Source organism: Candidatus Proelusimicrobium excrementi (assembly GCF_937881865.1).
In the GTDB taxonomy this organism is placed as follows: Bacteria; Elusimicrobiota; Elusimicrobia; order Elusimicrobiales; family Elusimicrobiaceae; genus Proelusimicrobium; species Proelusimicrobium excrementi.
In genome coordinates this window covers 1-8,951 of sequence record NZ_CALGEO010000029.1, presented here as the reverse complement: position 1 = coordinate 8,951, position 8,951 = coordinate 1, and the positions used below count along the sequence as shown (strand labels likewise).

The window sequence follows — 8,951 nt, the reverse complement described above, 5'->3', positions numbered from 1 at the left end:
CACCTAAAAAAATACCGCTCCAAAGCCGAAACTTACGTTTATGAAGCGCAGGATAAAATAGGCGGTCTGTGCGGCTCTTATACCGAAAAAGGTTTTACTTTCGACTACAGCGGCCATTTACTGCACACTTCAAAACCCGCCGGGAAGAAACTGGCTGAAGAGCTTCTTCGCGGCAATAAAAAAACTATCAACCGTCAAGCCTATGTTTTTTACAAAGGCAAAAAAATAGATTTTCCATTTCAAAACAATCTTTACGCCCTTGACGCGGAAGAAGTTTCCCGTTGCGTGAGCGGGGCCTTAAAAGCATACGCCAAACCCGCAACAAATACGGATGTATTCAGCGGCTGGGCCTTATCTTTATACGGCAAAGGCATTTGCGAAGCTTTTATGTTCCCGTACAACTCAAAATTGTGGAATTACCCGCTTAACAAAATGTCTTCGGCCTGGTGCGGCAAATTTATACCGGCTTCCGCGCTTGAAGATATTATAAAAGGGGCTTACGGCAAAAGGAAAAAAGCCTTCGGCTACAACAGCGTTTTTGATTATCCCCAAAAAGGCGGATGCGCGGCGATATGCGAAGCTCTTGCGGCGGATTTGACTAATATACAGCTAAATTCGCCCGTAAAAAACATAGACGTAAAAAACAAAACTTTTACTGCGGGCGGCAAAAAAACGCATTATGACAAACTCGTCAGCACCATGCCTTTGCCGGAACTCGGCAAAGCGGCAAAAGGCCTGCCGGCAAAAATACAAAACGCTTTTAAAAAACTAAAGCATAACAGCCTGTACGTTCTCAATATAGCTTTTGAAGGCAAAGCCCCCAAAGGACATTGGTTCTATTTCCCGGAGGAGGAGTATCCTTTTTACAGGGTGGGCGTACAATCGGCTTTTTCAAAAAATTCCGCCCCGAAAGGCTCATTCAGCCTTTATATAGAATTTTCGCTTAAGCAAAACGGACGCGCGGACTTAAATAAACTTAAAGCCGCCGCGCTTGAAGCTTTAAAAAAACTCGGTTTTATAAAAGAAGAAAGCAAAATTTTAACCGAAAAATGGATTTATATCCGCTTCGGATATCCGATTTACGATAAAGCCTACGCCAAAGCCAGGGCCGAAATCCTTGCTTACATGGCTAAACAAGATATATACTTACTTGGCAGGTACGGCGCTTGGGAGTACTCTTTCATGGAAAAATCCCTGCTTGACGCCGCCGCCCTCGCCAAAACATTATCAAAGGTGAAGTTATGAAGATTCTTATATACGGCGGCAGTTTCGACCCCGTCCACAAAGGCCATTATGCGCTTTTAAAAGCGGCCGTAAAACAAATCAAACCCGATAAAACCCATATTTTTACGGCTTATCAATCGCCGTTTAAGGCTTCGCCGGCGCAGCCTTTTAAATTAAGAATGCAAATGGCCAAAGACGTTTTGGGCCGCTTGGGCAAAAACATAATTTTTGACGATTTCGAAAATAAAAACGCCCGCGTAACTTTTACCTGGGAAACCATTAAAAGAGTAAAAGATCTTTACCCCGGCGCGGAAGTTTATCTGCTCGTGGGCACGGACTGCCTGAACGACCTTCACAATTGGAAAAACAGCCAATACATTTTTGAAAACGCCGCCGTCGCCGCCGGCAGACGAAAAGGCTTTGAGTTTAAAACCAGAGATTTTAAATATTTGCCGCTTGAAGGTGCCTTCCCGCTGGTTTCTTCCACGCAGATAAGAACAGCCGTACTTTGCAACGGCCTTCTGCCCAACAACATTATGCCGCAGACGGCCAAAACCATAGAAGAAAAACAACTCTACGGCCTTAACATACACAAATGGCTGCAGGAAAATTTAAGGCCAAACAGGTATTTGCACGTCAAACTGGTTGCGCAGAGGGCGGCGGAGCTTGCCCAAATATACGGCGCGCACGTGGAAAGCATGGCGCTTGCCGCGATACTCCACGACAGTGCAAAATGCATGAGCGGAGAACAGCTTATAGAATACTGCATAAAACACAAAATAAAGCCGAACGAATTTGAAGCAATTTGCAAACACAGCCCGGCCTTGCTGCACGCCGACGTTTCCGCGGATTTGGCAAAAAAACTTTTTAAAGTAAAAAAACAAAATGTTTTAAACGCTATAAAATATCACACTTTGGGCCGCCTGAATATGACTTTGGAGGAAAAAATCCTCTTCGTGGCGGATATGTCCAGCAAAGACAGACGCTACGCCGAAGCGCGCAAAGTGCATCAGGAAGCGTTAAAATCTTTGGACGAAGGCATGAAAGCCGCTCTTCGCGTGAAACTTCTTTTTACCGTTCAAACGGGCAAATGGCTCGCCGGAGCCGGCATTAAATTATGGAACGAAATTATCTCAAAAAGCAATTAACTTTAAGGCTTGTAATTTACTGCGCGGCGGCCATTCTGCTTTACGGGGCCGCGGCCCAGTATCATTCTTCCGCGCCCAGCCTGATAAAAAGGACGGACGAGCCCGTCAACGTGCTGCTGCTCTCAAACCCGCCCATATTTATAGCTTACAATCCTAAATTTAAAAAGGCGGTCGTCAACAATCTGCCAAGCTCAAAAAAAGCTTTGACGGCGGAGGAAATCCTGCAAAAAGCTAAAATCAACGAAGATAAAGTAATCACCGTGGATTTGCGCCCGGAGAAAAGAATAGAATTTTGGGACGGATTTAAAAGCAATCTGCAGTCCTGGCGCGTGAAACCTTATATAATATTTTCTTATTTTTATTCCTATATAAAACTGAAATGGAAAGGCAAAACGGATTTATCCTTCGGCGATTTTATTTTGATAAGCGCGGAGCTTTCCACATTGAAGACATCGGATTTCGCGGTGCAAAATCCCTTGGTGGATAAAATTATAAAAGGCAAAAAACAAAAAGAAACGCCCATACGCATCACCACCGACATCAAACCCAACCAAACCGCGCAAGGACCGCTGGTTATAGAAGTTTTCAACGCTTCGGGCCGCAACGGCCTGGCCGGGGAAGTTACAAAATTTCTTAGGGATTTAAACAACCGCGGCGTAATAAATATAGACGTAATAAACTACGCCAGTTATCCCGAACTTCTGGAAAAGACCAAAATTTTGGATAACACCGCCCGGCTTTTGGAGATACAGCAAACGGCTTATCAGCTTGGCCTTGAAAGCCGGGAAATATACTCCCAGCGCGATAAAAACGCCATATCGGACGTAAAAATAATTTTGGGCAAAGACTTTGTATTGCCAAAACGCTCTAAATAAATGATAAACTCTAAAATGTAGACTTTTATAATGAGGTAAACTTATATATGGATAAAAAACAAGCCAAAGAATTCGTAATAAAAACAGCCCGTTTCATAGACGACAAAAAAGCGGAGGACGTAAAAGTTTACGATTTATGCGGCCTTTCCAGCCTTTGCGACTATATAGTAATAGGCACGGCCACTTCCGCACCTCACCTTGAAGCATTGGATCTTGACGCCGGAACCGAACTTAAAAAAGACGGCGTTTACAAAACAAACCGCGACGGCGGACAAACGGGCACTTGGCGCGTTTCGGACTACGGTTCATTCATGATGCACATAATGACACAGTCTGCCAGGGAATTCTATGCGCTTGACAAAATTTTCAGTTTCGGCAAAAACGTAAAATGGCAGAAGCCCGCGCCAAAGAAATCAGCCGAGGCGAAGAAACCCGCGGCCAAAGCCAAAAAAACCGTTAAGAAAACTTCCGCGAAAACGGTTAAAGCTGACAAGAAACCCGCAAAAACGGTTAAAAAAACAGCAAAAGCTCCGGCGAAAAAAACAGTAAAGAAAACATCAAAAAAATCCACTAAATAAGAAGGAAAGAGAATGCTCAACAGTTTAAGAATAAAAATACAGGACAGACTTTTTAAAGACCAATATTTTTCCGAATTTGAAACTTTGCCGCAAGTTGAATTCGCCCCGCCGCCATCGCACATAGACGCGGATATTTCTTTGGTATGGGCAATGTCTTCCGCAAAACAAATAAGGAAGAACCCTTTGGACATCGCAAAAAAAGCCGCAAAAATTATAGAACAGCTTGAAGAAGTCGCCCAGTGCGGATTTTTGGCCCCGGGTTTTATCAACATAAAACTTACGGACGCTTTCCTTACGGAGGCCGCGCGCGACAGACGCCTTAAGGACAGAGATACCGCCGGCACAATCAGCAATGAAAAGATTTTGATAGAGTTCGTATCCGCAAACCCGACGGGGCCTCTGCACGTGGCCAGCGGGCGCGGGGCGAGCCTAGGCGACAGCCTTGTAAAAATACACCGCGCTCTCGGTATAGCCTGCGACGCAGAATATTACATTAACGACGCCGGCAACCAAGCCCAGCTTTTGGGAGAATCATTAAAAGCCAGAGCGCAGGGCAAAGAACCGCCCGAAAACGGTTATCACGGCGAATACCTTATAGATTTGGCAAAGAAAATCCCCGCCGCTCTGCCCGAAAGCGAATACGGACGCTTCGCCATGGAAGAAATAATAAAGACCCAGCAGGAAGACATGAAAGCTTTTGACGTCGAATTTACACGCTGGTTCCGCGAAAGCGAACTCCACAAAGAAAAGGCCTTGGACAAAATTCTGCAAATGCTTAAAGAGCAGAACAAAGTCTATGAAAAAGACGGCGCGGTGTGGCTCGGCACCACGTCCGACCACGATGACAAAGACCGCGTTTTGGTGCGCGCCGACGGTCGCCCGACTTACTTCTTGGCCGACATAGCTTACCATAAAAACAAATATGACAGAGGCTACACCAAACTTATAGATATTTTAGGCGCGGATCATCACGGTTACGTACCGCGCATGGAAGCCGCGGTAAAAGCTTTGGGCAAAGAGCCCGCAGCCTTTAAAGCCATAATACATCAGTTGGTGCATCTTATAGAAAACGGAGAAAAAGTAAAAATGTCCAAACGCGCCGGAACGTTTATAACCCTGCGCGAACTAACCGAAGACGTAGGCCGCGACGCCTGCAGATTTTTCTTCGCAGGAAGAACGCCCAACGCACATTTAAATTTTGATTTGAACGTCGCAAAGAAACGCAGCAACGAAAACCCCGTGTTCTACGTGCAATATGTACACGCGAGGATTTGCTCCATTTTCAAAGCCGCGCAGGAAAAAGGCTTTGAACCTTTGCCGATGACTTCAAGCGAGAACCTCGCCCCACAGGAAAGAACTTTGCTCAGCAAACTGCTGTGGTTCAGGAAAACGCTTGAAACCTGCGTAAAAGATTTAAGCCCGCATCATCTTACTTCGTACCTTACGGAACTTTCCTCTCTGTTTCATGCGTTTTACGACGCTTGCAGAGTAATAGACGAAGCCGACCCTCAAACCACGCGTTCGCGTCTGTTTACGTGCAGGCTCGTTCAGGAAAGAATAGCCAAAGGGCTTGAACTTATAGGCGTAAGCGCGCCGGAACATATGTAGGCTCCGGGCCGGCTTTAATTTCGTTGTATTTTAAATTATTAAAGGAGAGATAATGAAGAAATATCTAATTCTTTTTACCGCCCTTATAGCGGCGGCTTCGGTCTTTTTCTTAATAACGCCATCTGCGGAAGCTCAAACGCAGGAAGGCGCACAGGGGATAGAAAAGGCCAATCAGTATTTTAAAGACCGCTTGTATTCCAAAGCAGTAGAAGCTTACAAGCCGTTTTTAAATTCCAAAAGCGGTAATTTAAAGTATGAAGCCGAACTTAAAACGGTTCTTTCTTATTATTACCAGGGTAAATTCGATACGGCTTTAAATCAGCTTTATTCTTACAAACTTCCGAAAGACAACCTTTGGAAAGCCAGATATTATTTGATACGTTATAATCTGCTCAAAGGCTATCCTTACATACCGGCGCGGTATCAGGAATCTTCGGAAGACGTCACTAAATTTACCGAAGAACAAAAAGAAGAAGCCGCGAAAGAAACTCTTTTAAAACTTTGGGATATGCGCAAAAGTTTGGCGGATATGCCGGCCGAAGACAGCGAAGAGTATCTCCCCTCCGAATATCCTGCCGCTTACGGGTGGACCGGCGGCTCTCCCTATGTAAGGATACCCGATTCGGCCAAATATACGTCTTTATTTGACAAATTAATATCATATATGGCTGGTAATGAGCTGAAAAGCCGCGAGGAACTTTATGAAGAAGCCTACAAAATAAAAGGCAAAGGCCGCCCGACCTCAGCCGAACTTTGGCATATAGACCGCGTTGATTTGATAGTAACGGAAGGCTCCGAGGGCGACATAACAAAAGCCGGCTGGATGCAATACATATCGGGCATGACCGATGATTACAAAGAGTTATACGGAGTAAAAAAATACATATTTAAGGCAAAGGAAACTCTGGCAAAAGCCTTGGCCGCATATACAGCCGCACAAACTTTCAACGAATTTGAAATGTATGAAGACGCCGTAAAAACGCTTGACTACTGCATCTCTTTGGATTTAAACGTTATAACCGATCAATGCAAAAACTTAAAACAGGAAATAACGAGGCCTAGGGTGTCTTTCGGTGAGGGAAACAAAATGACCACCGCCCCCAATCAGGAATATAATTTGAAGGTCAGCACCAGAAATCTGGAAAAGTTTTATATCCATATTTTTAAAATAAATCCTTCAAAACTTAAAAATTCCAATTCCAACAGATACAACCTTAACCTTGGCAAACCCTCCCGCACTTTGGGCATTTCCGTCGCTTACGATAAAAAATACGCCTATTATACAAGCAATGTGGTTCTGCCTAAAGAAACAAGCGGTTTTTATGCGATAACGTTAAGCCAAGACAAAGAATACAAACAAACGGAACATTATGAATGGAATGATTCGCTTCTCGTTGTGAACTTGACGGACGTCGCCGTAGCGGGTACGGCTTACGCAAAAGCCAAAAATTTGGAAGCCAAAACGAGCGCCGGCAATTTTTACAATGTATACTCGCTTGATCCTAAAACAGGCATTGCCAAAGCGGGCGTAAAGCTTGAATACGGTACCTCAAAAACGGCATATACAGATAAAGACGGCCAAACCGTTTTGGCGCATGAAGAAGACAAAGTTTTACACTTGTTCGCCTCCAAAAACGGGAATTACGCTTTGTTAAACGGTCTGCATTTTAACAAGAACGAACAGGCCAAATATATCCTTGCTTTAAACACGGATATGGCGGTTTATAAAGCCGGCTCCCCCATAAAAATACAGCTGACGGCGGCGGAATTTAAAGGTGCGCAAGGCTATGTTTTGACGGAAGGAAAAACCGTAAAACTTACGGTAAGGGGCCCAAATTATAATAAACTGGCAGAAAAAAACCTTAAACTTGATTCCATGGGCTCGGCGACCTATGAATATAAAACCGACAAAAACGCCATGCTCGGACGTTACGAAATAACCGCACGGCTTGATAACGCTTATGGCTCCGCCAATATAAATATTGAAGCTTTTAAAGCGCCGGAATTTGAAGTAAAATTCCTTAAAAACAAAGACGCTCTGCAATTTAACAAACCTATTGAAGCGAAAGGCAACGCCAAATATTATTATGGGCTTAATACGGCGGACGCGAAAGTCTCTTACAAAGTAACCAAAACTTCTTTCTTCCCTTTCTTTTGGCGCGGCTCAAGATATTATATTGAGGATGAAGTCATAAAACGCGGGGAAACTTCAACCGATAAAAACGGCGATTTTAAAATAACCTTTACGCCGGAAACGGAAGAGGAGCTGAGCAAAGCCCTACCCGCAAAATATATTATTTCCGCTTCCGTAACGGATAAAGCCGGCAATACTATTAACTCTCAAACCGAGTATATTGTAAGCGGCAAAGCAAAGTTTTTCTCCGTGGACAGCAACAAAAACTTCTTCCGTCAGGCCACGCAAAATACTTTAGAAGTAAAAATGATGAATATAAACGGGGAACTTTTGGCGGGCAAAGCTACCGCAAGGCTTTATACGGCAAAAGCTCCCGAGAACTTTGGCTCATGCGGTGAAGATTACTGCGCCGACGGTTTCAAAAAAGACAAGCTGGCCCGTATAGACAAAGTTGAATTTACAACCGAAGGACCTTTACACTTTGCAGTACCGCCGCTTAAAGAAGGCTGGTATATGCTTGAATTTACCCCCGAAGGAGAAAACGAAGCCCCGGAAGACGCATCATTTGCGTTTATGGTGGTAAATACGGAAAAACCGGCTCTTTCCTTGCCGGGCAACCACCCCGCGGTTGCGGAGTTCAAAACCTATTATCCCGGGGAAAAAGCATTAATTTTAGTCGGCTCTTCACAAACAAAAGGCAATAAATATATTGAAGTTTACAAAGACCAATTTTTAGTTTCCAAACATACTCTCACGCAGATCGGCCCGGCCATAATGCAGCTGCCCATAAGCAAAGCTTATCAGGGCGGAGTAAGCTTAAGGTGGTTCTCCGTATATGATTATGAAATGTTTGACGGTAAGACGGATATAACGGTGCCTTATGTAAATTCCAAACTGAATTTGGAACTTTCGTCCACGGAATTTTCTTTCCCCGGGGCGAACAAAAACGTAAGCCTTTCCGTTCTTGACGAGGACAAAAAACCCGTAGACGCCAGGGCCCTGATAACGGTTTACGATAAATCATTGGATTATTACAGGCCGCATTCCTTAAACACTCTGCAAGCCTACGAAACAGGTTACGGCTATAACCCCTTTGCTTCCTCCCTTGAAGGCGGAAATTTTGCAGCCCCTATGCCTATGTTCTATTCTGCGGCTGCCGCCGGTATGGAACGCGGTGTAAGAAACGCAACAGTACGCTCCGCTTCGGTTAAGAAAGAGGCGCTTGCCTATGACGCGGCAGAAGCCGTTGAGGAAGCTGCATTCGACGATCAAGTAAAAGGAGCCAACGTTATACGCGGAATTGACGGCAGTTCCGCCCAAAACGGCTCAGACTCTTTGCGTTCGGATTTCTCCCCCAACGCTTTGTGGCTGCCGAATTTAGACG

Annotated in this window: 6 protein-coding genes; all 6 read left to right on the top strand. The window is 44.7% G+C overall.

Features of this window, described 5'->3' with window-relative positions; translation table 11 throughout:
* The coding region (locus ACQY26_RS01805) for a protoporphyrinogen/coproporphyrinogen oxidase (protein ID WP_428047368.1) at window positions 1-1,245 on the top strand (1,245 nt) is incomplete at its 5' end.
* Window positions 1,242-2,372, top strand: coding sequence for a bis(5'-nucleosyl)-tetraphosphatase (symmetrical) YqeK (gene yqeK, locus ACQY26_RS01800; RefSeq protein ID WP_428047367.1), 1,131 nt, complete (start codon window positions 1,242-1,244; stop codon window positions 2,370-2,372). The genes ACQY26_RS01805 and yqeK, both read left to right, overlap by 4 nt.
* A complete protein-coding gene (locus ACQY26_RS01795; protein ID WP_428047366.1) occupies window positions 2,342-3,247 on the top strand; it encodes a LytR C-terminal domain-containing protein in 906 nt (301 codons plus the stop codon). The genes yqeK and ACQY26_RS01795 overlap by 31 nt, the downstream gene beginning before the upstream one ends.
* Window positions 3,248-3,294: 47 nt before the next feature.
* The gene (rsfS, locus tag ACQY26_RS01790) at window positions 3,295-3,825 is read left to right on the top strand and encodes a ribosome silencing factor (RefSeq protein ID WP_428047365.1); all 531 of its coding nucleotides are present in this window, start codon (window positions 3,295-3,297) and stop codon (window positions 3,823-3,825) included.
* A gap of 12 nt (window positions 3,826-3,837) precedes the next feature.
* Entirely contained in the window at window positions 3,838-5,433 is a 1,596-nt protein-coding gene (argS, locus tag ACQY26_RS01785) for an arginine--tRNA ligase (protein WP_428047364.1), read from the top strand.
* A 52-nt stretch (window positions 5,434-5,485) separates the two neighbouring features.
* The coding region (locus tag ACQY26_RS01780) for an MG2 domain-containing protein (protein WP_428047363.1) at window positions 5,486-8,951 on the top strand (3,466 nt) is incomplete at its 3' end.